The organism is Curtobacterium sp. MCLR17_044 (assembly GCF_003234435.1).
Lineage (GTDB): Bacteria > Actinomycetota > Actinomycetes > Actinomycetales > Microbacteriaceae > Curtobacterium > Curtobacterium flaccumfaciens.
Map to the genome: position 1 here is coordinate 105778 of NZ_QKTC01000003.1, position 23662 is coordinate 129439.

26 protein-coding genes are annotated in these 23662 nt (G+C 70.2%); 7 read left to right on the plus strand and 19 right to left on the minus strand.

Annotated elements, in window-relative coordinates; genetic code table 11:
* Nucleotides 1-99: 99 nt before the first annotated feature.
* Both DEJ04_RS03180 and DEJ04_RS03185 read left to right on the plus strand, forming a co-directional pair.
* Nucleotides 100-414 carry a multidrug efflux SMR transporter gene (locus DEJ04_RS03180; RefSeq protein ID WP_027464946.1) on the plus strand — a complete coding sequence of 105 codons (315 nt, stop codon included), beginning with the start codon at nt 100-102 and terminating at the stop codon, nt 412-414.
* 1 nt (nt 415) lies between these two features.
* A complete protein-coding gene (locus DEJ04_RS03185; RefSeq protein ID WP_111046227.1) occupies nt 416-757 on the plus strand; it encodes a multidrug efflux SMR transporter in 342 nt (113 codons plus the stop codon).
* 211 nt (nt 758-968) lie between these two features.
* On the opposite strand, the gene DEJ04_RS03190 is transcribed toward DEJ04_RS03185, so the two are convergent.
* Both DEJ04_RS03190 and DEJ04_RS03195 read right to left on the minus strand, forming a co-directional pair.
* Complete coding sequence (locus DEJ04_RS03190; protein WP_071404914.1) at nt 969-2108, minus strand: CE1758 family FMN-dependent luciferase-like monooxygenase; 1140 nt, start codon at nt 2106-2108, stop codon at nt 969-971.
* Nucleotides 2109-2268: 160 nt separating this feature from the next.
* The gene (locus tag DEJ04_RS03195; RefSeq protein ID WP_181437719.1) at nt 2269-3162 is read right to left on the minus strand and encodes a phosphatase PAP2 family protein; all 894 of its coding nucleotides are present in this window, start codon (nt 3160-3162) and stop codon (nt 2269-2271) included.
* Between the two features lie 241 nt (nt 3163-3403).
* Here DEJ04_RS03195 and DEJ04_RS18340 point away from each other — a divergent pair, with 241 nt between their 5' ends.
* Nucleotides 3404-3850: a DUF4383 domain-containing protein gene (locus DEJ04_RS18340; RefSeq protein WP_181435863.1), complete on the plus strand. Its 447-nt coding sequence runs from the start codon at nt 3404-3406 to the stop codon at nt 3848-3850.
* A gap of 164 nt (nt 3851-4014) precedes the next feature.
* Here the strand turns inward: DEJ04_RS18340 and DEJ04_RS03205 are convergent, their stop codons facing one another.
* From DEJ04_RS03205 to DEJ04_RS03260, 12 genes are all read right to left on the minus strand, one after another.
* A complete protein-coding gene (locus DEJ04_RS03205) occupies nt 4015-5337 on the minus strand; it encodes an ATP-dependent RecD-like DNA helicase (RefSeq protein WP_111046228.1) in 1323 nt (440 codons plus the stop codon).
* Nucleotides 5334-7376, minus strand: a complete 2043-nt coding sequence (locus DEJ04_RS03210) for a cytochrome c oxidase assembly protein (RefSeq protein ID WP_111046229.1) — start codon at nt 7374-7376, stop codon at nt 5334-5336. Before DEJ04_RS03210 ends, DEJ04_RS03205 begins: the two co-directional genes overlap by 4 nt.
* Before the next feature lie 163 nt (nt 7377-7539).
* A complete protein-coding gene (locus DEJ04_RS03215; protein ID WP_017886454.1) occupies nt 7540-7827 on the minus strand; it encodes an HU family DNA-binding protein in 288 nt (95 codons plus the stop codon).
* A gap of 290 nt (nt 7828-8117) precedes the next feature.
* A complete protein-coding gene (rpsN, locus tag DEJ04_RS03220; RefSeq protein WP_017886455.1) occupies nt 8118-8423 on the minus strand; it encodes a 30S ribosomal protein S14 in 306 nt (101 codons plus the stop codon).
* Nucleotides 8424-8425: 2 nt separating this feature from the next.
* Nucleotides 8426-8596 (minus strand): 50S ribosomal protein L33, encoded by a 171-nt coding sequence (gene rpmG, locus DEJ04_RS03225; RefSeq protein WP_017886456.1) that lies wholly within the window; start codon nt 8594-8596, stop codon nt 8426-8428.
* Entirely contained in the window at nt 8596-8832 is a 237-nt protein-coding gene (rpmB, locus tag DEJ04_RS03230; RefSeq protein WP_027464952.1) for a 50S ribosomal protein L28, read from the minus strand. The genes rpmG and rpmB overlap by 1 nt, the downstream gene beginning before the upstream one ends.
* 401 nt (nt 8833-9233) lie before the next feature.
* A complete protein-coding gene (locus DEJ04_RS03235; protein ID WP_111046230.1) occupies nt 9234-9929 on the minus strand; it encodes an alpha/beta fold hydrolase in 696 nt (231 codons plus the stop codon).
* A 10-nt stretch (nt 9930-9939) separates the two neighbouring features.
* A complete protein-coding gene (locus DEJ04_RS03240; protein ID WP_027464954.1) occupies nt 9940-10365 on the minus strand; it encodes a Fur family transcriptional regulator in 426 nt (141 codons plus the stop codon).
* Nucleotides 10362-11300 (minus strand): metal ABC transporter permease, encoded by a 939-nt coding sequence (locus DEJ04_RS03245; RefSeq protein ID WP_071404908.1) that lies wholly within the window; start codon nt 11298-11300, stop codon nt 10362-10364. The genes DEJ04_RS03240 and DEJ04_RS03245 overlap by 4 nt, the downstream gene beginning before the upstream one ends.
* Entirely contained in the window at nt 11300-12145 is an 846-nt protein-coding gene (locus DEJ04_RS03250) for a metal ABC transporter ATP-binding protein (protein WP_051596603.1), read from the minus strand. Before DEJ04_RS03250 ends, DEJ04_RS03245 begins: the two co-directional genes overlap by 1 nt.
* A 47-nt stretch (nt 12146-12192) precedes the next feature.
* A complete protein-coding gene (locus DEJ04_RS03255; protein WP_071404907.1) occupies nt 12193-13104 on the minus strand; it encodes a metal ABC transporter solute-binding protein, Zn/Mn family in 912 nt (303 codons plus the stop codon).
* A 128-nt stretch (nt 13105-13232) separates the two neighbouring features.
* Complete coding sequence (locus DEJ04_RS03260; protein WP_111033011.1) at nt 13233-14501, minus strand: PTS transporter subunit EIIC; 1269 nt, start codon at nt 14499-14501, stop codon at nt 13233-13235.
* A 178-nt stretch (nt 14502-14679) separates the two neighbouring features.
* On the opposite strand from DEJ04_RS03260, the gene DEJ04_RS03265 reads away from it, so the two are divergent.
* Both DEJ04_RS03265 and DEJ04_RS03270 read left to right on the plus strand, forming a co-directional pair.
* Nucleotides 14680-14916, plus strand: coding sequence for a PTS transporter subunit EIIB (locus DEJ04_RS03265; protein ID WP_027464959.1), 237 nt, complete (start codon nt 14680-14682; stop codon nt 14914-14916).
* Entirely contained in the window at nt 14913-15365 is a 453-nt protein-coding gene (locus DEJ04_RS03270; RefSeq protein ID WP_111046231.1) for a glucose PTS transporter subunit IIA, read from the plus strand. Before DEJ04_RS03265 ends, DEJ04_RS03270 begins: the two co-directional genes overlap by 4 nt.
* Nucleotides 15366-15443: 78 nt before the next feature.
* On the opposite strand, the gene DEJ04_RS03275 is transcribed toward DEJ04_RS03270, so the two are convergent.
* Complete coding sequence (locus DEJ04_RS03275; protein ID WP_111046232.1) at nt 15444-16178, minus strand: GntR family transcriptional regulator; 735 nt, start codon at nt 16176-16178, stop codon at nt 15444-15446.
* 257 nt (nt 16179-16435) lie between these two features.
* On the opposite strand from DEJ04_RS03275, the gene DEJ04_RS03280 reads away from it, so the two are divergent.
* Together DEJ04_RS03280 and DEJ04_RS03285 are read left to right on the plus strand one after the other, a co-directional pair.
* Nucleotides 16436-18463, plus strand: a complete 2028-nt coding sequence (locus DEJ04_RS03280; RefSeq protein WP_111046233.1) for a hypothetical protein — start codon at nt 16436-16438, stop codon at nt 18461-18463.
* A 53-nt stretch (nt 18464-18516) separates the two neighbouring features.
* A complete protein-coding gene (locus DEJ04_RS03285; RefSeq protein ID WP_220035542.1) occupies nt 18517-19098 on the plus strand; it encodes an ABC transporter ATP-binding protein in 582 nt (193 codons plus the stop codon).
* A 4-nt stretch (nt 19099-19102) separates the two neighbouring features.
* On the opposite strand, the gene DEJ04_RS03290 is transcribed toward DEJ04_RS03285, so the two are convergent.
* The 4 genes from DEJ04_RS03290 to DEJ04_RS03305 form a co-directional block, all read right to left on the minus strand.
* The gene (locus tag DEJ04_RS03290; protein WP_111030920.1) at nt 19103-19684 is read right to left on the minus strand and encodes a GNAT family N-acetyltransferase; all 582 of its coding nucleotides are present in this window, start codon (nt 19682-19684) and stop codon (nt 19103-19105) included.
* Nucleotides 19685-19823: 139 nt separating this feature from the next.
* Entirely contained in the window at nt 19824-21422 is a 1599-nt protein-coding gene (locus tag DEJ04_RS03295; protein WP_111046235.1) for a dihydrolipoamide acetyltransferase family protein, read from the minus strand.
* A 41-nt stretch (nt 21423-21463) separates the two neighbouring features.
* Nucleotides 21464-22423: an alpha-ketoacid dehydrogenase subunit beta gene (locus DEJ04_RS03300; protein WP_071404980.1), complete on the minus strand. Its 960-nt coding sequence runs from the start codon at nt 22421-22423 to the stop codon at nt 21464-21466.
* 86 nt (nt 22424-22509) lie between these two features.
* Nucleotides 22510-23646 (minus strand): thiamine pyrophosphate-dependent dehydrogenase E1 component subunit alpha, encoded by a 1137-nt coding sequence (locus DEJ04_RS03305; RefSeq protein ID WP_071404900.1) that lies wholly within the window; start codon nt 23644-23646, stop codon nt 22510-22512.
* Between the last annotated feature and the right edge of the window lie 16 nt (nt 23647-23662).

Sequence of the window (23662 nt, forward strand, 5' to 3'; positions counted from 1 at the left end):
TACTCGCACAGTCGTACCAACTCGTGCTACCGTCGAGTTCGTTGTCGCACAGTCGTACGACAACGAGAACGAACGACTCCCGCAGGAAAGGACATCGTCATGGCATGGGCAATCCTCGTGCTCAGCGGCGTGCTCGAGGCCGTCTGGGCCACCGCCCTCAGCGCCTCGAACGGCTTCAAGAAGGTCGTCCCCACGATCGTGTTCGTCGCCGGGATGGCGCTGAGCATGGTGGGGCTGGCGTTCGCGATGAAGAGCATCCCCGTCGGCACCGCCTACGCCGTCTGGGTCGGCATCGGGGCGTCCCTGACCGTGGTCGTCGCGATCCTCCGTCGACAGGAGGCCGCGTCCTTCGCCCGCCTCGCCCTGGTCTTCGGCCTGGTGGCGTGCGTCATCGGCCTCAAGGTGGTGAGCTGACGTGGCCTGGATCGTCCTGTTCGTCAGCGCCGCGCTCGAAACCGTCTGGGCGACCGCCCTCGGCGAGAGCGACGGTTTCACCGAGCTCCGCCCGACGGTCGTGTTCGCCGTCACGATCGTGATCAGCCTGGTCGCCTTCGGCTACGTCTTGAAGCACATCCCGATCAGCACGGCGTACGCGGTGTGGACCGGGACCGGCGCCGCCCTCACCGTGCTCTGGGGCATGGCCACCGGCGCGGAGCCCGTCACCGTCCTGCGCCTGCTGTTCATCGCCGGCATCGTCGGGTGCGTCGTCGGCCTCAAGCTCGTGCCGGCCCGCCCCGTCGCCGACCTCACGCGCTGAGCGACAGCTCACGCACCAGCGATCCCGTGAGGTGTCGCTGACCCCGTGAGGCGAGTGCGGTCCGGGCACGCGCGCCGAGACGGACGGGAGGCCCGGTGCCAGCTGGCACCGGGCCTCCCGTCCGCCTGTGGGTCGCGCCCACCACGCATGGTGAGCAGCAATGGTCGGGTCACCTCGCGGGACCCGACCGTTCCTGCTCACGAAGCGAGCGTCAGACGGACGCGCCCGTCCACTCGTCCTCGGCGGCGACGTGGTCGCTGCCGACCGTGCCGGCCGCCATCGCGGCAGCGGCGCGTGCCGCGTGCGACGGCGGGTCCGACGGGACGTCGGCGGGGCGCCCCTCGTCGTTCAGCTTGCGCAGCTCCGGCACGATGTCCGTCGCCAGGATGTCGATCTGCTCGAGCACCGTCTTGAGCGGCAGACCGGCGTGGTCGATGAGGAACAGCTGGCGCTGGTAGTGGCCGACGTGGTCCTTCATCGCGGCGTACCGGTCGATGACCTGCTGCGGCGAACCGACGGTGAGCGGGGTCTGGGCGGTGAAGTCCTCCATCGAGGGGCCGTGGCCGTAGACCGGGGCGTTGTCGAAGTAGGGCCGGAACTCGTTGATCGCGTCCTGCGAGTTCTTCCGCGCGAAGAACTGCCCACCGAGCCCGACGATCGCCTGGTCGGCACGGCCGTGCCCGTAGTGCTCGAAGCGCTGGCGGTACAGGCCGACCATCTGCTCGGTGTGCTGGATCGGCCAGAAGATGTTGTTGTGGAAGAAGCCGTCACCGTAGTAAGCGGCCTGCTCGGCGATCTCCGGCGTGCGGATCGAGCCGTGCCAGACGAACGGCGGGACACCGTCGAGCGGACGCGGGGTCGAGGTGAAGCCCTGCAGCGGCGTGCGGAACTTGCCCTGCCAGTTGACGACGTCGTTCTCCCAGAGCTGGCGGACGAGCGCGTAGTTCTCGATCGCCAGGTTGACGCCCTGGCGGATGTCCTGCCCGAACCACGGGTAGACGGGGCCGGTGTTGCCGCGGCCCATCATCAGGTCCATGCGGCCGTCGGACACGACCTGGAGCATCGCGTACTCCTCCGCGATGCGCACCGGGTCGTTCGTGGTGATCAGGGTCGTCGACGTGGACAGGGTGATGTCCTTCGTCTTCGCCGCCAGGTAGGCGAGCAGCGTGGTCGGCGACGAGGCCACGAACGGCGGGTTGTGGTGCTCACCGGTCGCGAAGACGTCGAGCCCGGCCTGGTCGGCGTGCTCGGCGATCGTCAGGATGTCGCGGACGCGCCGGGTGTCGTCCGGCGTGGTGCCGGTCGTGGGGTCGGTCGTGACGTCACTGACCGTGAAGATGCCGAACTGCATGATGCGCCGCCTTTCGCGATATCGATGCGTTTGCATTGACTTGCTGGGTACAACGTAGCGCACGGCGTGGCATTCCCGCCAGGCTCGCGCCCGTCGGACGGGCGGCCTGGAGGCCCGGCTCGACTCCCCGGGTCAGCGGGCGGTCGGCAGCGTGGCCGGGTCAGGGGGCGAGCGTGGCCGGGTCGGTGCGCGCGGCGTGGTGCATCCCGTCGAGGAACCACACGACGGTCACGACCGCCAGGACGCTCGCGCTGGACGCCAACCGCCCCGCCACCAGGATCGCGGCGTGGTCGTACGCGCCGTCACCGGTCAGGCCGACCACGAGCGCCGCGACACCGATCACCAGCGTGAGCCCGGTGGCGACGAGGAGCACGACGCTCACCACCCGCCGAGGCCCCCGCCGACCGTCACGGTCGCCCCGGAGCCCGCGGTCGACCCGGGGTCCGACCGCGCGGACGATCCCGAGCCAGAACATCGCGATCGCGCAGGCACCGATGATGTCGCTGACCCGGTGCCAGCCGTAGACCACGGTCTGGTTCGCCACGAAGACCGCGTACCCGGCGCCGACGATGGTCACCAGCGGGCGGAACCGACGAGGCGTGACCATCAGGACCGCGAACAGCGCCGCCAGTGCGATCGTCGCGTGCCCGGACGGGAACGAGTTCGGCGTCGTCGACTGAGCGATCTCAGGGCGCACGGCGATACGCTTGACGAGCGTCGAGGTGGCCGCCGACGCGAGCACCACGACCCCCGCGCCGAGTCCCACCGAGAGCCGCCGTCTGGCGAACGCCACGGCGACGATCACGACGACGAGCAACAGGATCACCGGCACCGAGATGACGTTGAGCGCAGTGTCCGAGCTGAACAGGTCGGACTCCCGGACCCCGCCGAGCGCGGCGTCCTCCGCTTTCTGACCGACCGGGGTCAGCACCGCGACCCCGTAGACGAGAGGCACGATCACGAACCCCAGAGCCGCCAGCGCAGCCCACCGCCCCCGCCGCGAGACCCACGGTCCGCGCGACTCGGATGCACTGCGCTCGGGTGTCAAGGTCACCGGGCTGGTCCTCCTCGGAGTGGTCGTCGTCGGGCTCGTCGCACGACTGGCGGCGGCGCTGCGATTGGGTCGGTCGGGGTCCGACACGATACCGTTGGAGCACCGGCCGGAGGCTGGGAACCGCACCCCCGTCGGCCGTGCACTGCGCGCTGACACGAGGGGATCGGTGATCCCCGCCGGGCCGTCGCACCACGCGGGACCGACGCACGTCGCGTCGGCAGTGTACGAGGAGGAAACCGAAGTGGCCATCAAGGAACCGGGCATCATCGCCTCGCCGAACCGGGGTCTCGCACTCACGGCCGGCGGCGTCCTCGCACTCTGGGGCGTCCTGGGCTTCTTCTTCGCCGCCGACGGCGACCCGGGCTTCTTCAACCGCCAGGGCGGCATGCTGTGGAACGCGTTCGGCGTCAACCCGGCGCTCTGCCTGGTGTGGGTGCTGCTCGCCGCGGTGCTGCTCATCACCGGCCTCGGCAACACCGTCGGATCGCGCAACGGCAACCTGCTCGTCGGCGCCCTGCTCGTCCTCTTCGCGGTGTACGGCTTCGTCTTCGTCGACACCTCGGCCAACGTCTTCGCCCTCAACACCACGGACAACGTGTTCCACGCCATCGTCGGTGTGCTCCTGCTGCTCACCGCGCTCGGCGCCGACAAGGAGAACCTCCGCGCACTGCGTGCGGCGCGCGCCTGACGCTCCCGCTCGACTGCACTCCCGACGCACCTGAGCGGGGAGTCGTGACCGCTCGGCAGTGTGCGTCCGGGCATACAGGCGCGCGTGTCGGCGGCGTGCGGCCGAAGCGGACCCAACGGGTCAGTCGGACGCGTCAGTCGGCGTCGGAGTCGGCGACGGACGCGTCAGTCGGCGTCGGAGTCGGCGTCGGGCTGCTTCTTCGAGGCCTCGAGCTCGGTGGCGACGATGCGGGGCGCCTCGGACATGAAGCGTCGGACGTCCAGGTCGACGATGATGTCCTGCGGCCGGAGCGGCCGGGTGAGGAACAGCCCCTCGAGGGAGGTCAGCCGTGACAGCGCCACGTACGTCTGGCCCGCACTGAACACCCGGTTGCCGAGGTCGACCACGGCCCGGTCGTAGGTGCTGCCCTGCGACTTGTGGATGGTCACGGCCCAGGCCAGTCGGAGCGGGAACTGCTGGAACTCTCCGACGGTGTCCTTCTTGAGTTCCTTCTTGTCCGCGTCGTACGAGTACTTGAACTTCTCCCACACCGACGGCTGGACCTCGAACGACTCGCCGTCGACGTCGACCCACACCGTGTCGCGGATGGCCGTCACGATGCCCAGGGTGCCGTTCACCCAGCGCTGGTCGGCGTCGTTGCGCAGGAACATCACGTGCGCGCCGGGCTTCAGCTCGAGGGCTTCGTCGGCCGGGAAGTTCCGTCCACCGAAGTCGCCGTTCACGTCGGCCTTGGCGGTCTTCACCTTGCCGGGCAGCCGCTCGAGGGCAGCCTTGTTGATCCGGGCGACCGTGTCGTTGCGAGTCGCCAGGGTGATGGCGTCGTCCGGGGCCGGGCGGGCCCCCGCGGTGTTCAGCTGCTCGGCGATGTCCGCGGTGACCCGGCCGTGCCGGACGGCGGTGAGCATCGCGGCGAAGGCGTCGTCGCGCTGCCGGTGCACCGTGGCGAGCTCGATGATGTTGAGCTCGGCCTCGAGCCACACCTTGGCGTCGAAGAACCACATCGACCGGTAGTGGTCGGTGAAGTAGGCGCGCTCGTCGGCGTCGCCGGGCACCGGGGGCAGCTGGTACGGGTCGCCGAACATCACGACCTGCACGCCGCCGAACGCCTCGAACTGCCGTCCACGGGCCTTGCGGAGCGAGCGGTCCATGCCGTCGAGCAGGTCGGCGTTGACCATCGACACTTCGTCGATGACCAGGGTGTCGATCGTGTTGAGGAGCTTGCGGGTGTCCGGGCCCTGCCGCAGCTCGGCGTCCGCGATGAGTCCGATCGGCAGCCGGAACAGGGAGTGGATCGTCTGGCCGCCGACGTTGAGCGCGGCGACCCCCGTCGGGGCGCAGATGACGACCTGCTTCTCGGTGTGCCACGACAGGTGGTTGAGCAGCGTGGACTTGCCCGTGCCGGCCCGGCCGGTGATGAACACGTGGTCTCGGGTGTGCTCGATGTACTCGAAGACGGCGCGCTGTTCGTCGCTCAGCTCGATGCTCATCGGGCGTCCGCCCCGGGCGAGGGTTCGAGGTCGTCGCTGCCGTCGTCGAAGTCCAGGTCGCCCTGGTCAACCCGGGCAGCGGGCTCGGCGGCGGCGGTCGGACCGGCCACAGCCTTCTCGCCGGCAGCAGCTGCGTCAACGACGCCGACCGGGTCTCCGCCGGCACGCCGCAGCCGCACGAGCACCACCACGACCACGGTCACCAGGAGCAGCACGCCGGCGACGATCAGCACGAGCCCGGCCCGGGCCTGGTCGACGAGCGGATCCGGCCCCCACGTCCGGCCCATCGCGCCGAACCACGATGCCTGCAGCAGCCCGAGCGGCCCGCGCATCGCGATCCCGAGCGAGACCGTGCCCGCCGCGATCACCGCCGCCCCGACGATCCGGACGACGGCGGCAGCCGTGGTCGGGCGACGGTGCCCGGCAGGGATCGGTGTGCAGAGCGTCGGGACGGCCAGCAGCCCGACCAGCAGGAACACGGCGTCGCTGACGGTACGACCGGTGGGGTCGCTCACCGACCACCGGACGGCATCGGTGGCGAAGAAGGCCCACCACAGGGCCGCCGCGAGCAGGAACGCGGGGAACGGCTGGGCCAGGTACCGCACGGAGGGGTGCTCGACGATGACGTCGGTCCACTCACGCACCCCCGTGCTGTCGTCGTTCCGGGGGTGCACGGCGGCGCGGATCAGCGCGACGGGTGCCGCCGCCCACACCAGGGCGGGGACCACCAGGCCGAGCAGCACGTGGGCACCGACGTTCGCCGAGACCAGGAACCGGTCGTACTGATGCAGCGAGCCCGAGGTCGCGACCACCAGGGACACGACCGCCAGAGCCGCGGCGATCGAGCGACGCGCCGGCCACCGCACGCCGCTCCGCCGCAGTCGCACGACGCCGGCCACGTACGTCGCGGCGAGCAGCACGGCGGCCATCAGCCAGAACAGGTCGATGTTCCACTCGGTCAACCAGCCCCACGCACCGGGCGCGTGCGGCAGCAGGTCGTCCGTCAGGAGCTCCGCCGGGCTCGGGTCGGTGGTCTTGCTCAGGGCGATCTGGTCGACCGGGGTGGCGGTCCGTCCGAGTGCTGCGGCGAACCCCGACGCCACACCCATCACCGCGAGCTCGACGACGATGAGGGTCCAGAAGGGCCGCTGCCGACCGGGTGAGGTGGTCAGCGCACGGATGGCCCGACGGCGCTGCACCGCGCCGAGGACCCCGATGGCGACGATCGCGCCGATCTTCACCAGGACGAGCGTGCCGTACGGGGTGAACAGGTTCGGCAGCGCCCCGACGCGGATCTGCGCCGACGCAGTGCCGGATACGGCGACGAGCACGAAGCAGCCGAGGGCGATGCTCGAGTACCGGGCCACGACCACGGCCAGCCGGTCCCCGGGCAGCACCCCGCGCAGCAGCACGAGCATGACGAGCCCACCGACCCACAGCGCCGCACCGACCAGGTGCAGCCCCAGTGCCGTCACGGCGGCGTCGTGGCTGGCGGTGCCGGCGGCGTGACCCTGCTGCGCGAGCGGGATGAGGCCGATCATCGAGACGCCGGCGGTCAAGGCGACCATGCCCCGCGAACGGACGGCGAAGCAGAGCACCGTGACGGCCGCGGCGACGAGGACGGTCACGAGCCAGGCGAGCCCGAGCTCGGTGCCGGTGAGGAAGACCCCCATCGACTGCCCGAACTGCTCGTCGATGCTGATGCGCGAACCGGCGACGCTGAGGAACGTGCAGAACGTGGCGACGGCCGACGCGACCGTCCAGACACCACTGGCCCCGGCGGCGACGTCGATCGCGCGGTTCCACTCGGGACCGGAGCGCGAGAGGCCGATGGTCGCCAGTGCGAGCCCACCGATCGTGGTGGCCGCGGACAGGTCGACGACGAGCCGGGCGATCGGCAGCCCGAAGCGGACGACGGGCCCCGGATCGGCGATGAGTGCCGGGTTCGCGCCCCCACCGATGACGAGTGCCGTGAGCAGCGCCACGAACCCGACGAGCAGGAGCACGGCGGGACCGGCGATGCGCGCGATCCGATTCACCCGTCAAGCCTAGGCGGTGCCCACCCGGCCGACGGACGGGGCGGGCCGATCTGTGCAAACCGGCACGGGCCTCCAGGCCAGGACCCGCGCACCACGCGCCCGCGCGCCCCGGGAACGACGAAAGGGACGGCCGAAGCCGTCCCTCCCGATGCGCGGAACAGTCTTACTTGACCGCAGCCTTGAGCTTCGAGCCGGCGCTGACCTTGACCGAGTCGCTCGCGGCGATCTCGATGGCGTCACCCGTCTGCGGGTTGCGGCCGGTGCGGGCGGCGCGGTGCGTCTTCTCGAAGGCGATCCAACCGGGGATCGTGACCTTCGTGCCGTCGGCGACGGACGACGAGACGACGCTGAAGAGCGCGTCGACGACGCCGTTGACGGTGGCCTGGCTCTGGCCGGACTCAGCGGCGACGGCAGCGACGAGCTCGGTGCGGTTCAGTGACTTGTCAGCCATGGATGTCCTCCTCGGACTTCTTGCAGTATCGGTCGGACGCACGTGTCGTCCGGCGCCCGGAGCGGGTGCCCCGTGCCACGGTGCCAGTGGGCCGAGGGCCCGGCGGAACCGGAGTTGAACCTACCAGCCGCCGGGGGTGAAAACCGCCGACTCGCCCGGATTTCCGGGGTTGTCGGGGCTCCGAGGGGGTGCTGGAGGGGCAGATGTGACGAATGACGGCTCGCATGTACCCCGTACACAGCGAACGCCCCGCCACCAGGAGGTGACGGGGCGTCGTGTACTGCGAGTGCTTACCAGGAGCTCTTCGTGATGCCGGGGAGCTCGCCGCGGTGGGCCATGTCACGGAAACGGACACGGCTGATGCCGAACTCACCGAGGTGGCCACGGGGGCGGCCGTCGATGGCGTCGCGGTTGCGGTAGCGGATGGGCGATGCGTCGCGGGGCAGCTTCTGCAGGCCCACGCGGGCGGCCTCACGCGACTCGTCGGTGCCGTTCGGGTCCACGAGGGCCTTCTTCAGCTCGAGACGACGCTCGGCGTAGCGCGCGATGATGACGGCACGCTGGTTGTTCTTCGCGATCTTGCTCTTCTTCGCCATGCTTAGCGCTCCTCACGGAAGTCGACGTGCTTGCGGATCACCGGGTCGTACTTCTTCAGCACGAGTCGGTCGGGGTTGTTCCGACGGTTCTTCTTGGTCACGTAGGTGAACCCGGTGCCCGCCGTCGAGCGGAGCTTGATGATCGGACGGATGTCCTGACCCTTTTTCGCCATCAGATCTTCTCCCCACGGGCGAGGAGATCCTTGACGACGGACTCGATGCCACGTGCGTCGATCACCTTGATGCCCTTCGCGCTGAGCGTGAGCGTGACGTTACGACGAAGCGAGGGCACGTAGTACGTCTTCTTCTGCACGTTCGGGTCGAAGCGACGCTTCGTCCGGCGGTGCGAGTGCGAGATGTTGTGACCGAAGCCGGGAACGGCGCCGGTCACCTGGCACACTGCTGCCATGGTTTCCTCCTGAGTACCGTGCGACCGGACGGCCGCACCCAAGTTCACTTGCCTGGTGCACACGCGCAGTGCCACCGGGGTGGCCGTGCGAGGGGGTTGTGTGCACCGCCCAGGTCCGCATCCCCTGTCGAAGGAGAGCCGGACACCGCGCGACCGCGGCGTTCGCGACGGTCGGAGGGCTTGGAACAACGGGCCCGCCGCGCGGACGCGGAGAACCAGGGGTCCACGTTACGCGAGGACCGGGCGTGTCGCAAGCCGCGCCTCCAGGCCTGGAGGCCCGTGGCGGCAGACCGCCCCGCTCATGTGGCGCCGTTGGTCACCCCCACGGCGTTCGAGTGTGCAGAAGACACCGGGTGCCGGACGGGGACCCGACGTCTTCTGCTCACTCGACGGCGACGCGCCTACGGCGCCTGCGTCGGCTTGGGCGTCAGCGCCTGCACCATCAGCTCGCCGAGCTGCTGCGGCGCCGTGAACATCGGCCAGTGGCCGGTCTCGAGTCCGACGATGGAGAGCTCCTCGGTCGCGACGAGCTCCGCCGCCCAGGCCTGGTGGTCCGCCACCATCGCCAGCAGCTCGGCGGCGGGGATCTCGCAGGTGATGATCGTCGCCGGGATCGTGTGCCGTGCCGGGTCGGCGTAGTGGAAGCGGTCCGACGGCACCGAGGCGGGCTCGGGGATCGCCCGGTGCTCGACGTCCTGCCGGACCTCGGGCGTCATGCCTCGGACAGTGGCGGGTTCCCAGATGTCCCACGACGGCAGCGGCACGACCCCGTCGACCACGGGCAGCTCGTCGTTGACGCACCCACCCTCGGGCCCCGGGAACGTGTCGACGTAGAGCAGGTGCGCGACGAGCGACGGGCGCTGGTCGGCGGCCATGTACGCGATCGGCCCGGCACCCGAGTGTCCGGCGAGCACGACGGGTTCGTCGGCGGACGCGACGTCGTCCAGGATCGCGACCAACGCGGCGACCTGCTCGTCGAGCGTGTCGCCGTCGCGCGTGACGGCCTGCACCGAGTGCCCGGCTTCCCGGAGCACCGGGGCGACGTCGTCCCACGCGCTCGCGTCGAGCCAGAACCCGGGGACCAGGATGACGTGCATGCGGGGCAGGTTACTCGTCGGTGGCGGCGGTCGCGCGGGCTGCCGTGCAGACGGCGCACTCGCCGAAGATGTCGACGACGTGGCTGGCGTTGGTGAACCCGTTGGCGGCGGCGACGTCCTGCGCCCACTGCTCCACCGGGTCCGCCTCGATCTCGACGGTCCGGCCGCAGTTCCGGCAGATCAGGTGGTGGTGGTGCGCGTCCGTCGTGCACGCCCGGTACAGCGATTCACCGTCCTGCTGCAGCGAGTCGGCGTCGCCCTCGGTCGCCAGGTCGGCGAGCGCCCGGTAGACGGTGGCCAGACCGATGGTCGATCCCTCGTCCCGCAGGTGCTGGTGCAGCGCCTGCGCACTCACGAACCCCTCGGTCGAGTCGAGGGCACCGCGCACCGCTTCGCGCTGCCACGTGTTCCGCTTGGTCTTCTGCACGGCGTTCATGCTGACACCTCTTCCTTCCGACCGGCTGTCGACGTCGTCCCGGCCTGGAGGCCCGGCTCGCCCCCGCCACGCTGGCTCCGGCCGGCGACGCGGTTGCGTCCCCGCTTGTCGCGTCGCGACCCGATGATCCGGCAGACCACCCAGATCGCGAACGAGATGGTCGTCACGTACGGGCTGATCGGCAGGCCGCCGCCCAGTGCGAGCAGGATGCCACCGACGACCGACGTCACCGCGAACACCGTCGACAGCACCGGCACGACGACCGGGTGCGAGCTGAGGCGCAGGGCAGCGGCCGCCGGGGTGACGAGCAGGGAGAGCACGAGCAACGCTCCGACGATCTGCACCGACACGGCGGTGGCCAGCCCGAGCACGAGCATGAACACGATCGCGAGGGTCCGCACCGGGATCCCCGCGGCCGCAGCCACGTCGGGATCGACCGAGGCGAACATCAGCGGGCGCCAGATGACGAGCAGCGTCGCCACGACGATCGCGGCGACCACGATCAGGAACGTCAGCTGCGGGTTGTCGACCGAGACGATCTGCCCGGTGAGCAGCCCGAACTTGTTGGCGGCCCGGCCCTTGTAGAGCGCCAGGCAGAGGATGCCGAGCCCGAGCCCGAACGGCATGAGGACGGCGATGATCGAGTTTCGTTCCCGGGCACGCGACCCGAGGAGCCCGATGAGCAGGGCGGCGATGACCGACCCGACGAGCGATCCGGACACCACGTTCACCCCGAGCAGCAGCGAGGCGCTGGCCCCGGCGAACGAGAGCTCCGAGATGCCGTGCACGGCGAACGGCATGTTCCGGGCGACGACGAACGGGCCGATGAGGCCGCCGACGATGCCGAGCACCGCGCCGGCCCAGATCGAGTTCTGCACGAGCACGAGGAGCTCGCCGTAGTCCTGGAACGAGAAGACGGTCGACAGCAGGTCCATCAGATCCGCCCTTCGTCGGGCTGGTCGGCGTGCGGGTCGACCTCGCCCGGGTGGTGCTCGTGGGCCTCGTTCGCCCCGACGATGACGATGCGTCCCATGGTGCGGACGACGTCGACGGGCGTGCCGTAGAGGTCGCTCAGGACGTCGGCCCGCAGGACCTCGTCCGGGGAACCGATCCGGAACCGACCCCCGGCGATGTAGAGCACCCGGTCGACGACGTCGAGGATCGGGTTCACGTCGTGCGTCACGAAGAGCACGGCGGCCTCGCGCTGCCGGCGCTCACGGTCGATGAGCTCGGTGATCCCGCGCTGGTGCCGCAGGTCGAGCGAGATGAGGGGTTCGTCGCACAGCAGCAGGGCGGGGTCGGCGGCGATGGCCTGCCCGACGCGGGTGCGCTGCTGCTCGCCGCCGGAGAGCTCGGCGACGGGGGCGTCCGCGAAGGCGGTGGCGCCGACCTCGTCGAGGACCCGGTCGATGCGCATCCGGTCGGCCTTCGACGCCCGTCGGATCCCCCACCGGTGCCCGGTCACGCCCTGGGCGATCATGTCCCGCGCGCGCAGGGGCGTCCCCGCCTCCATCAGGCGCTGCTGCGGGATGTAGCCGATCTTCCGGTGGCCGCGGTGCACCGGCTGCCCGAGGAACGACATCGTGCCGCTCGTGAGCCGCTGCTGCCCGAGGACGGTGCGGAGCAGTGAGGTCTTGCCGGCGCCGTTCGGGCCGAGGACCGCGACGAACTCCCCCGGCGCGAGGTCGAGGTCGAGGCCTGCCCAGAGCTTCCGGGCGCCGTACGACAACCCGGCGTCGCGGAGCGCGAGGACCGGACGAGCCGCAGCCCGGTCGTCCACCGTGGTGGTCGCCGGGCTGGGGGTCGCCGCTGCTGCGGTCGAGGTCGTCACTTCTGGAGCGCTGCCTTCACCGCGTCGATGTTCGCCTGCTGCCACGAGACGTAATCCTGCCCCTTGGGGAGCGTCTCCGTGACACCGACGACGGGGATGTCGTTCTGCTCGGCCGCCTTCTGGACCTGCTCGGTCTCGGGGCTGGACGCCTGGTTGTTGTAGGCGAGGAGCTGCACGCGCTTGCCGGTGAACAGCGCGAGGGTGTCGCGGAGGGCCGCCGGCGGGACGTCGTCGCCTTCCTCGATGGCCTCGGAGAAGTCCGGCGGGGTCTCGTTCTCGAGCCCCATCGCGTCGAACAGGTACCCGGGCACCGGCTCCGTGTACGCCACCTTGTCGCCGGAGTCCTGCTTCTTGACGGCGTCGGTCTGGGACTCGAGGTCCTCGAGCTTGGTGGTGAGCGTGGCGGCGTTCTTCTCGAAGGCGTCCTTGCCGCTCTCGTCGAGCGCGCTGAGGTCCTTCGTGACCGCCTCGACCAGCTTCACCATCGTGGGGTAGCTGTAGAAGACGTGCTCGTTGAACTCGGCGCTGCCGCCCTTGTCGAGCCCGGAGAGCTTCACGACGTTGATCGTGTCCGCCTTGGTGTCCGAGGCGTTCGCGAGCGTCGTCATGAAGTCGTCGTACCCGCCACCGTTCTCGATGAGCAGGTCGGCCTTGGAAACGGAGAGCTGCGTGCGGGCGCTCGACTCGAACGAGTGCGGGTCCTGCGACGGGTCGCTCAGGATGCTCGTCACGGTGACGGCGTCGCCACCGATGGTCTTGACGATCGAGCCGTAGACGTTGGTGGAGGCGACGACGTTGATCGTGCCGTCACCGCTGGCCTCCCCCGAGGCGGACGAGGTGGCGCACCCGGTCAGGGCGAGCGCGGCGGCGCCGGCGACGAGCGGGAGGGCGAGGAGGCGGTTGTGCATGGCACGACGCTAACGCCTACTGATAACGATTGTCAAAACCGCTATGAGGGCTCTCAGCGCGACCCGAAGACGGGCGGGAGGCCCGGTGCCAGCTGGCACCGGGCCTCCCGTTATGGAGACGCTCGCGTCTACGGCTTGGTGGCCGCGTCGATCGTATTCTCGGCGATCGTGTCCTCTTCACGGCCGGGCGTGCGGAGGTTCCACTTCTTGATCACGAAACTGAACAGGAAGTAGTACACGACCGCGTAGCCGAGGCCGATCGGGATGAGCCAGATCGCCCCGTCCGCCTTGCCGAAGTTCAGCACGTAGTCGATCGCGCCGGCCGAGAACGAGAACCCGTCGTGGATCCCGAGGGCGTTCACCAGGGCGAGCGAGGTACCCGTGAGCACCGCGTGGATCACGTAGAGCGGGAACGCGACGAACATGAACGAGTACTCGAGCGGCTCGGTGATGCCCGTGACGAACGAGGTCAGCGCGGCGGAGATCATGATGCCGCCGACGAGCTTGCGGTTCTGCGGCTTGGCGTTGCGCCAGATCGCCAGGGCACCGGCGGGCAGCGCGAACATCATGATCGGGAAGAAGCCGGTCTGGAAGATGCCCGCGGTCGGGTCGCCCGCGAGGAAGCGAGGGATGTCACCGTGGACGAGGTCGCCGGCCGCGTTGGTGAAGCTGCCGAGCTGGAACCACGGGAAGAAGTTGAGCAGCTGGTGCAGCCCGATCGGGATGAGCATGCGGTTCGCGAAGCCGAAGATGCCGCCGCCGATCACGGCGTTGTCGGCGACGGCGGTGCCGGCCGCGGTCAGTGCGATGTCGAAGTAGCGGTAGACGAACGACATCGCGACGGCGATGACGAGACCCGCAGCGGCCGTCAGGATCGGAACCAGGCGGCGACCGGAGAAGAACCCGAGGAAGTCGGGCATCTTCGTGCGGTGGAACTTCTCCCACATCACGGCGGAGACGAGCCCCATCACGATGCCGCCGAGCACCCCGTAGTTGATCGTGGCCTGCTCGCCATTGGCGTTCTTGACCCCGGCGAGGACGACCGGCGACATCACTGCGAACACCTCGTACATGACCATGTAGCCGACGACCGCAGCGAGCGCGGTGGTGCCGTCGGACTTCTTCGCCCAGCCGATCGCGATGCCCACCGCGAACAGCAGCGGGAGCCATGTGAAGATCGCCTGGCCGGCAGCTGAGATGACTCCGGCGCCGGTCTCGAAGCCGGGGATCGCGCCGAGGAGGTCCGGCTGACCGATGCGGTTCAGGATGCCCGCCGCAGGCATGACCGCGATCGGCAGGAGCAGGCTCCGTCCGAGGCGCTGGGCCTGTGCGAACAGCCGTGACTGCTTCTTCGGCTTCTTCTTCTCCGGCACATCCGTGGCAGTGGTGGCGCTCATCGGAGGTCCTCTCGTCATTGGGTGGAGCTGTCGGGGTGAGTTGAGTCGTGCAGCCAGCGCAGGTAACCTCGGCGGTGTCGCCAGGTCCGGTCCTGTCCGGTCATGACCAGTTCCGTAGTCTGATCCGAGAGCGGTCCGGTGTCAACCTGCGACGCAAACCCTTAACGAGGAGGAAACGATGGCCGACATCAAGGCAGCCGACATCATCGCCGCACTCGGCGGTGCCGAGAACATCGAAGAGGTCGAGGGCTGCATCACGCGCCTCCGCGTCGAGGTCGAGGACGGGGACCTGGTCGACAAGGCCGCCCTGCAGGCAGCCGGGGCCCAGGCGGTCATCGGTGGCGGCACCGGCTGGCAGGTCATCGTCGGCACGGTCGCCGACAACCTCGCCCAGGACATCCAGGACGAACTGTGACCGTCGTCCGCACCCCGTTCGGCGGCCCGGTCGTCGCCCTCGCCGACGTGCCCGACCCGGTGTTCGCCGGGCAGCTCGTCGGCGCCGGCGTCGCGGTCGACCCGACGGGCGTCGAGGGTGCGATCACCGCGGTGGCCCCGGTCGACGGCACCATCGTGAAGCTGCACCCGCACGCGTTCGCCCTGCAGGGCGCCGCTGGCACCGACGTCCTGGTGCACGTCGGCATCGACACCGTGAAGCTCTCCGGCGAGGGCTTCGAGCTCCTCGCGACCGAGGGCGACACCGTCACCGCCGGTGACCCCGTCGTCCGGTTCACCCCCTCGGTGATCTCAGCAGCCGGGTACTCGCCGATCTGCCCGGTCGTGGTGCTCGGTTCGACGGCGGACAGCGTCGACCAGGGGACGGTCGGCACCACGGTGCTCGACGGCGACACCCTCTTCGAGGTCTAGGGCCACTTCCCCCTTCGAGAGCGACTGTGTACTGCGGAACACCCGCGGCACACAGTCGCTTTCGTGTTGCTGGCCGGACTACGCGACCGCGGGGGTCGCGGTGACCTCCATCTGCACGCGGTAGCGGTCCGAGCGGTACCAGCTGCGGGTGTGCTCCACGGGTCGTTCCCCCGCGTACGACACCCGGTCGAACTCGAGCACCGGCGCTCCGGTCTTCGTCCCGAGCAACGTCGCGACGTCGTCGGCCGCCGGGTTCGCCGCGACGGTCTGCTGCGCGCGGTCGATCGGGGTGCCGTACTCCGTGGCGATGATCGAGTACACCGACCCGGACAGGTCGTGGTCGAGCAGACCCGGGAACGCGTCGGCCACGAGCCAGGCGTCGTCGATCGACACCGGGGCACCATCGGCCATCCGCAGGCGCTTCACGTGGAAGGCGGGCACGTCCGGGTCGATCCGCAGGGCTGCGGCGGTGGCGGCCGGCGGTACCCGCTCCTCGCGCACGAGCACCACGGTGGTCGGTTCGTGCCCCATCGCCCGCATCTCCTCGGTGAACGAGGCGAGGTGCAGCGTCGACTGCACGGGCCGGTGCGCCACGAAGGTGCCCTTGCCGCGGACGCGCTCCAGGTAGCCCTCGTTGACCAGCTGCCCGAGGGCTTCACGCACGGTGATCCGCGAGACGCCGTACTCGGCGATGAGCTGCCGTTCGGACGGGATCGCAGCGCCGGGAGCCAGTCGCGTGGTGACGAGGTCGAGCAGGATGCGCCGCAGCTGCTGGTGCTTCGGTTCGGCACCCTCGGTGATGCGGCTCGTCATGCGTCCCTCGTGCTCCGTTGCTGGTCCTGGGCGGTGGTCATGCGCGGACATGACCAGTGCCCATCACAGTAGCGAGTCAGGCCGGGAAGACCAACGCCACCCGTAGCAGTCGTTGTGAAACACGAATCTCAGATCCTTGACATCAGTCTTGTGCCGCTGCCACGATCGGTCGAGCATCGCAGGAAGTACGTGCGACCGCTGAGGCCAGGAGCCGGCTTCCCGAAGGAGCGCCCGCTCACGCTCGCCGCAAGGGGACCATGAACATCCGATCGGTGACGCTCGCCTACCTCGTCCCGCCCCTCCTGGCTGCCGTCCTGGGCTTCATCGGCCTGGTGCAGGTCAGTGAAGCCGGCATCGTGGGCGCCTCGTCCGTGGTGACCGCTGCCGCCGGTGCTGAGACCGGATCGAACCAGCGGGTCGCGACCGCACTCGAGCAGGTCGCCGAGGCCGAGCACGCGACGATCGCACGGGTGGTGGCGGACCGCGAAGCTCCGACGACGCGGCGCGTGGCGCTCATCACCGACGCGCCCTCGAGCCGCGGTGCCGGCTGGCTCCTCGACGGGTACGAGGACTTCACGAGGTCGATGGCCACCACCGTCCGTCCGATGTCGGAACTCGACCAGTTCGACCCGACCGGCTCGTACTCGGTCTTCGGGGACGACGACGCTCGGCGAGCCGTCGTGAGCGCACTGACAGACGCCGGGTACGAGGTCAGCGTGGAGCGCGTGCCGCTCCTGCAACGCATCGGCGTCACCGACGGCTTGGATCAGACCTTGGCCCTGGTCGGAGCACTCGTCTCGGGATGCGTGGCGCTCTGCCTGATGACGACCGTCGGGGCCCCTCGCCGCAGCGCAGTCCGCCGACTGCACGGAGACACCACAGCCGCCATCGTCATCCAGGAGCTGGCTGAGCTCCGGAGCGCCGTGCTCGTCATCGCCATCGGAGCACCCGTCGCCGCCATCGGGCTCTGGTTCTACAACGGGCTCGCTTCGGCGGCGACCCTCGCCGCCGCGATCTCGGTGTTCTGCGTGGGGCTGCTCGTACCGGTCGTCGTCGCGCACACGATCGGCACGGTGGTCGCGTGTCGACAGCCGTTGGCCGGCGCACTGCGGGGCGCTCGACCAGCGGGCGCGCTCCTGCTCGTCGCACAGATCGCACGGGTGCCCGCGCTGCTCTTGCTCATCGCGGCCGTCTTCGAACTGACCGGGGCAGTGACCACCGCGCGACAGGGAACGGCAGAACGGGATCTTCGGGCGGCCGGCGAAACCGTCCAGCTCTGGGTCACCCCGGATCCCCGCCCGGTCGAGGAGCAGGCCTACTGGGACCGCATCGGTGACTTCGCCGGCGCGGCACTCGAGCGGCGTGATGCGTTCCTCGCCGCTGCGGTCGAGGTGTCGAGTGGCCGAGGGAAGTCGATGGTTCCTGCGCTCGTCGTCGACCAGGGCTACCTCGCCCTGCAGGACGTCCGTTCCGAGGACGGGGCACGCATCACCACCGACGGCGCGGAGATCGCCGTGTGGATGCCTGCCGACAGTGACCTCTCCCGCGAGCGGCTCGTCGAGGGTCTGACCGACTGGCAGTTGCGGGATGCACCCGACGCCCTCCTCGAGCACGTCACCGGCGGCACGCTGGCCCGCCAGCAGGTCTACTCGTACCCGGACGACGCGTCGTCGCGCGCGTGGCTCGACGATGCCGTGATCGTGGTCGTCCCCACGCCGGTCGACGTCTTCTCGGCCGATGAACTCGGATCGTGGTTGTCGACCGGAGACGTCGTCTTCACGTCCCGTGCTGCCGCTGAGCGGTCGATCGGCGCGTCGGGCCTCCGCGCCGAGTTCAGCGCGGTCGTCGCGGTGGGTCAGTCTGCGGCGGAACAGGCACGGCACGCAGCGACGACCGTGGCGATCGGGACGGGCACCATGGTCAGCACCCTCGCCGTCAGCGTCATGCTCGGGATGGTCGCCACGATCGCGCACCGACGCCGTCACGGCCGTGCGCTGTTCGCGAAGTTCACCAGTGGCGTCTCGCCCATCCGCACCGATGCTGGCCTGCTGACGATCGAAGCCGGTCTGGTCTCGATCTCCGTCATCGCCGTCGTCAACACCTGGTGGTCGCAACGCCCGGACGGGAGCGGTCTCAGATCGTCACTCGACCCGGTCGCGCAGTCGGCCGGAGTCGCCGGGGCGCTCGCACTCGTGACGCTCGCGGCGGTGAGCGCCACGAGCCTCGTCGTCATGGCCGTCACGGCACGGAGCACTGCACGCAACCGAGGGAACGGATCACGATGATCGAGGTACGGAACGCATCGAAGCGTCGCGGAGGCCGTGCACTGTGGCACGACTTGACGTTCGAGGTGGCAGGCGGAGAGATCGTCGGCTTGGTCGGGCCGAGCGGCTGCGGGAAGTCGACGCTGCTCGACTGTGTCGGGCACGTCGATGCGCTCGACGGCGGCACGATCCGGATCAACGGAGAGTCGGCGGGCTCGAACGAGCGGCGGGCACGACTGATCCGGCGGCGCCACCTCGGGTACCTGTTCCAGGACTTCGGATTGGTGCCGGACATGACGGTCCAGTCGAACCTCGACCTGGTTCGCCTGCCGGACGGACGGCGCAGACACCGAGGCATCCGGACGGGCGAGGCCCTCGACCGTGTCGGTCTGGCCGGACGCGGAACGGACCGGATCCACGAACTCAGCGGCGGCGAGCAGCAACGGGTCGCGATGGCGCGGCTCCTGGTGAAGCGTCCGTCGGTCATCCTCGCCGATGAACCGACGAGTGCCCTCGACGACGACAACGCCGCGATGGTGCTCGACCTGCTGGGCGAGCTGGCGGCCGACGGAGCGGCCGTCCTGATCGCGACACACTCGTCATCGGTCGAAGCCCGCGCCGCACGGAGCATCACGCTCGGCGGACCCGCTGGCTGACGGGTCAGGCGTTGGCGACGAGCCAGGCGAACTGCTCGTCGGAGAGCAGCCGATCGGTCCAGACCTGCCCCTCGACGCCGGCGGCCGCACGGTTCTGCGCAGCCGGAGCCCCCTGCCACACCAGCGACAGCCCGGCACGACGCAGCACGGCTGCAGAAGCAGGGTTGTTCGTGAGCACCCGGCCGGTCACCGGGACGTCCGGAGCGGTGTCGGCGGCGGCACGCACGGCAGCGAGGGCGATCTCGGACGCGAAACCCTGCCCCCATGCCGCGGGCGCCAGACGGTAGCCGAGGTTCCAGACCCCACCGGCGGTCATGTCGACCCCGCCCACACCGACGAAGGCGTGGTCGGAGGCGCTGCGGACCGCCCAGGACCCGAGGCCGTGGCGTGCACGACCGCCGATCTTGCGCTGCACCATGTCCACGCTCGAGCTCCGCGCCACGTGCCGACCCGTGGGCAGGTGCTGCCACGTGCGGGCGTCCGAGAAGAGCGCGTGCACGTCGTCGATGTCGGCCGGGGTCAGCGGGGTGAGCAGGAGGCGATCCGTTCGGATCTCCTGCGAGGGGGTCAGGAGCTGGTGGACCATGCACCGATCATGCCGCCGACCCCCGACATCCGTGTGAACACCACGCGACGTTTGCGGAAGCCCGCAGATGGTGAGCAGCAATGGTCGAGTGGCTCGAAGCAACCCGACCACTTCTGCTCACGAAGCGGAACGACCGACACTAGTCGAGCAGGAGCGCGGGCTCCTCGAGCACCGAGGCGACGTCGTGCACGAAGCGGGACGCCACGTCACCGTCGACGACCCGGTGGTCGAACGACGCACCGATCGTGGTCACCATGCGCGAACGGACCTCGCCGTCGACGACCCACGGCTTCGGCTTGATCGTGCCCATGGCGACGATCGCGACCTCGCCCGGGTTGAGGATCGGGGTCCCGGTGTCCATGCCGAACACACCGATGTTCGTGATCGACACCGTGCCGTTCGCCATCTGCTTCGGCGTGGTCTTGCCGTCGCGGGCGGTCAGGGTGAGCTCTTCGAGCGCCTGCGCCAGCTCGAGCAGCGACATGTCCTGCGCGTCCTTGATGTTCGGCACGATGAGCCCGCGCGGGGTCGCCGCGGCGATGCCGAGGTTCACGAAGTGGTGGACGATGATCTCGCGGTCGGTCCAGGTCGAGTTCACCGAGCGGTTCCGGCGGACGGCCCAGATGACGGCCTTCGCGACGATGAGCAGCGGCGAGACCTTGACGCCGGCGAACGTCGGCGAGGCCTTGAGCCGCTTGACGAACTCCATCGTGTGGGTCGCGTCGACGTCGACGAACAGCGACACGTGCGGTGCCGTGAACGCGGACGTGGTCATCGCGGTGGCGATGGCCTTGCGGACGCCCTTGACCGGGATCGTCTCGCTGCGGACCTCACCCCACTCGGGCGTCTCGATGTTCCGGAAGACGCTGGCCTGCTTCGCGTGCCGGATGACGTCGTCGCGGGTGACCTCGCCGGCCAGACCGGTCGCGACGATCTCGGTCAGTTCGACGCCGAGGTCCTTCGCGAGCTTCCGGATCGGCGGCTTCGCCAGCACGTTGGTCGCGGTGCTCTGCTTGTGCGCGGAGCCCGTGCCGAGGGCGCTGATCGCCTCGGCGGTGCTCTCCTCGCCCGGGTCGACGGAGGCTTCCGCCGCTGCGGCGGTGTCCACACTGGAGGCGCGGCTCGCCTCGGCCGCGAGCGCTGCGGCCCGGCGGGCGCCCGGCTTGCGACGGGAGGGCGACGAGGTCGCCGAGCCGTAGCCGACGAGGACGGCACCGGAGGACTCGTCGGTGCCCTGGACGGTCGCGTCGACGGCGACCGGCTGCACCGGCGCCGCCGGTGCAGGGGCAGCAGCGGCGGCCGGCGCCACTGCGGCCGGAGCGGGGGCAGCAGCGCGCGCCGGAGCGGGCGGCGTCTGCGCGACCGGAGCCGACGGGGCGGCAGGGGCCGGCGGGGTGGACGCGACCACGGGCGAGACCGGGGCGGTCTGGGCGACGGGCGCCGCGCCTCCAGGCTGTTCCGCAGGCGGCGTGAGGGCCGCACCGGAGGCGACCGACGCGTCCGAGTCGACGCGGATGATCGGCTTGCCGACCTCGACCGTGTCTCCCTCGGACACGAGCAGACCCGTGACGGTGCCGGCGAACGGCGACGGCAGCTCGACGAGCGACTTCGCGGTCTCGATCTCGACGAGCACCTGGTCGACGGCGATCTCGTCCCCGATCGCGACGCGCCACTGCACGATCTCGGCCTCGGTGAGACCTTCACCCACGTCGGGCAGGGGGAATTCGGCGGCGGCCACTACGGCTCCTTCGCGGGTCTGGTCGTGCTCGGTCGGACGGGTCAGTAGGCGAGGGCGCGGTCGACGGCCTCGAGGATGCGGTCGGCATCCGGCAGGTGCAGGTGCTCGAGCTTCGACACCGGGAACGGCACGTCGAAGCCGGAGACCCGCAGCGGCGGTGCCTGCATCGTGTAGAACGCCCGCTCGGCGACGGTCGCGGCAATCTCGCTGCCGACGCTGACGAAGCCGGAGGCCTCTTGTGCGATGACCAGGCGACCGGTCTTGCGGACGGAGGCGAGCAGCGGCTCCCAGTCGATCGGCGAGATCGAGCGGAGGTCGATGACCTCGCAGCTGGTGCCCTCGGCCTCGGCGATGTCCGCCGCCTGCATCAGGGTGGCGACCATGGCACCGTGCCCGACCAGGGTGACCTCGGTGCCGGTGCGGGCGACGCGGGTGGTGTGCATCGGGACGTGGCCGTCGACGAGGTCCACCTGGCCCTTGGGCCAGTAGCGGGACTTCGGCTCGAGGAAGATCACCGGGTCCTTCGACGCGATGGCTTCCTGGATCATCCAGTAGGCGTCGTTCGGGGTGCTCGGGCTGACGACCCGCAGTCCCGGGGTGTGCGCGAAGTACGCCTCCGGGGACTCCTGGTGGTGCTCCACGGCGCCGATGTGGCCGCCGTAGGGGATGCGGATGACGACGGGCAGCGACATGTGTGCCGGCAGGCGGTTCGCCATCTTCGCGAGCTGCGAGGTGATCTGGTCGAAGCCGGGCCACACGAAGCCATCGAACTGGATCTCGACGACCGGGCGGTAGCCGCGCAGGGCGAGGCCGATCGCGGTGCCGATGATGCCGGCCTCGGCGAGCGGGGTGTCCCGCACGCGCTCGGCGCCGAAGCGGTCCTGCAGGCCCTCGGTGATGCGGAAGACGCCGCCCAGCTGGCCGATGTCCTCGCCCATCAGCAGGACCTTGTCGTCCGCTTCCATGGCTGCGGCGAGCCCGGCGTTCAGGGCCTTGGCCATCGGCAGGGTCGGGGTGGGGTCGCTCGGGACCTCACCGGCGCCCGGGTGGGAGCGCAGGGTGTAGTCGAAGAGCTGCTCGGTGGTGCTCATGCGTGGGCGCCCCCTTCGAAGCCGGCCTCGTACTGGGCGAGCCAGGCCTTCTGCTCGGTGATCCGCGGGTGCGGTTCGCGGTACACGTTGTCGAACATGACGTCGACGGACGGTGCGGTCAGGGCGACGGTGCGGCGTCGGACGTCGGCGGCGATGTCCTCGCCCTCTTCGTCGAACGCGGCGAACTGCTCGTCCGTCGCGCCCTTCGAGCGCAGGTACGCCTCGGACCGGACGATCGGGTCGCGCAGGACCCACTCCTCGAGCTCGCCGTCGGCGCGGTACCGGCTCGGGTCGTCGGAGCTGGTGTGCGCACCGATGCGGTAGGTGTCGGCCTCGATGAAGGCCGGGCCCTGGCCGCTGCGGGCGTGCTCGGTCGCGACGACCGAGGCCGTGTAGGACGCGAGGATGTCGTTGCCGTCGATCAGGACGCTCGGGATCCCGAAGCCGCGAGGGCGGTCGACGAGCGGCGTCGGGGACTGCACCGACACCGGCACCGAGATGGCCCAGTGGTTGTTCTGCAGGAAGAAGACGACCGGGGCCTTGGTCGACGCGGAGAACACGAAGGCCTCGTTCACGTCGCCCTGGCTGGTGGCGCCGTCGCCGAAGTAGACGATCGAGCAGGCGTCGCGGTCCGGGTCGCCCGTGCCGACGTCGCCGTCGAGCTTCTGGCCGAGCGCGTACCCGGTGGCGTGCAGGGTCTGCGAGCCGATCACCAGGGTGGAGATGTGCGTGTTGCCGCGCTGGTCCGGGTCCCACCCGCCGTGGGTCTGCCCGCGGTACATCGCGATGATCTCCATCGGCTCGACGCCGCGGTGCATCGTGACGGCGTGCTCGCGGTACGACGGGAACACGTGGTCCTGGGCGCGCAGGGCGAAGGCCGAGCCGGTCTGCGCCGCCTCTTGCCCGTGGCTGGGCACCCACAGGCCGAGCTGGCCGGTGCGCTGGAGGTTGTGGCCGGCGTGGTCGAACCGACGGGTGAGCACCATGCGGCGGTGCATCGCCAGCAGGGTCTCGTCGGGGATCGCCCGCGCGGCGGCGGCGAACTCGGCGTTCTCGTCGGTCTCCACGAACCGACCCTCGGGGTCGAGGAGCCGGACGGTGGTCGTCGCGGGAGCCGCGGCGCGGAATGACATGCGGGCCAGCGTAGCG